Raw genomic sequence first — 1,436 nt, forward strand, 5'->3', positions numbered from 1 at the left:
TWWATTTTTAAATAAAAGACATAATTAATTAAAATTATAATTTGCTATTAGTATCTTTTTAAAAATATTTACAATTATTTTAATAGGTTATGCAAGAAGTCTATTCTACAATTGGATCTAATTCTTCAATATCAAGTGCCCCTTTACGTTTTGCTTTTTTACGATTCTGTTTTTCTAATTTTGTTTGCATTTTAGCTGCTTTTAATTCTTCTTTCATTAAACGTTTTGTTTCTTTTTTTGAAATTTTGGAATTGTTATTAAATTCTTGTTCATTAGCAAAATTAAAGAATTCATCATCATTAGCTACATTAATTGGTTTTGCCACTTGTTTTGGTTGCTCATATTGTTTTGGTTGTTCTGATTGTTGATTAAGAAAAACCGGATTAGAAACAAAAGCTTGTTCATAGTATGGTTGATTGTTGGTTGGTTGGGAATAATTTCCTTGTTGTTGCACTTCCTCTGAATAAACATTTGGAGTTATTATAGGCTCTGGATTAGTAACTGGAACATCATTATATTGTTGTCCTAATATTTCATCAGTTGCAACCGGATTATTTTGGCCTTGATTAATAACTGTTTGAGGATTATATTCTTCAACCGGCGATTGAACTAGTTGTTCTTCATACCCATTATTTGAATATTCATCATTTTTCTGTGTTAAAGGAACTGTATCATCTTTTAATTGATTATTTTTTTTTATATCCAAATCATTGCTGGCATTATTTCAACCTGGTTTTAAACCTTCATTATTTTTAATGTGCGGATTTCTTTCAAAATGTTCATTATAATCTGAGTTATTATGCCCACAAGTACAACCTCATGGTCCATAAGGATTATTTTGTTGCCCATAATAATTTGGATACATACCATGACACATTCCTCCCATTTGCGAAGTTGGTGGCATCATCTGATAAAATGGATATGGCGGTGGGGCTACTTGTTGCGCTGGAGCTGGTTGTTGAATAAAAAATACTTGTGGTGAAGCACCATTGGTCGGATATGGCGTAATAATTTGCTGAGGTTGCGATGAATATTGGGGAATTGAAGTTCCTGATGAATAATTATTTGAAAAGGCAGGGGTTGGTGATAATGTTAAAGTGCTAATAAACACTTCTGCATCACGACGACTTCTAAATAGCGCAATTTCACTATTAGTATCATGTGACTTTACTAAATATCCTTCTTCATTTGGTAAAATATAAAAACCATTATTCATTTTTTGCACCTCATTTTGCCCTATTTTCTACCCATTCTTGTTACTATAAATTGTACCATAAAAAAGTAAAATAATATATAGTATCATATTTATTTTTTAAAGAAAAGCATACTAATTAAAATTATTCTTTAATTTTGTCGAAAACTCTTGATGAAATAAAAAAAATCATCAATATGACAATTTGAAAACTAATTTTGTGTAAGATTATGATTTTGCTTTA

Annotated in this window: 1 protein-coding gene; it reads right to left on the reverse strand. The window is 29.4% G+C overall.

The genetic code is table 4. From position 1 onward, the window contains the following. Positions 1-100 precede the first annotated feature (100 nt). Positions 101-1,216, reverse strand: a complete 1,116-nt coding sequence (locus EHV01_RS05540) for a hypothetical protein (protein ID WP_422066588.1) — start codon at positions 1,214-1,216, stop codon at positions 101-103. Positions 1,217-1,436: the final 220 nt, after the last annotated feature.

Origin of the sequence: Spiroplasma sp. hy2 (assembly GCF_044714365.1) — a bacterium.
GTDB lineage: Bacteria > Bacillota_I > Bacilli_A > Mycoplasmatales > Mycoplasmataceae > Spiroplasma > Spiroplasma phoeniceum.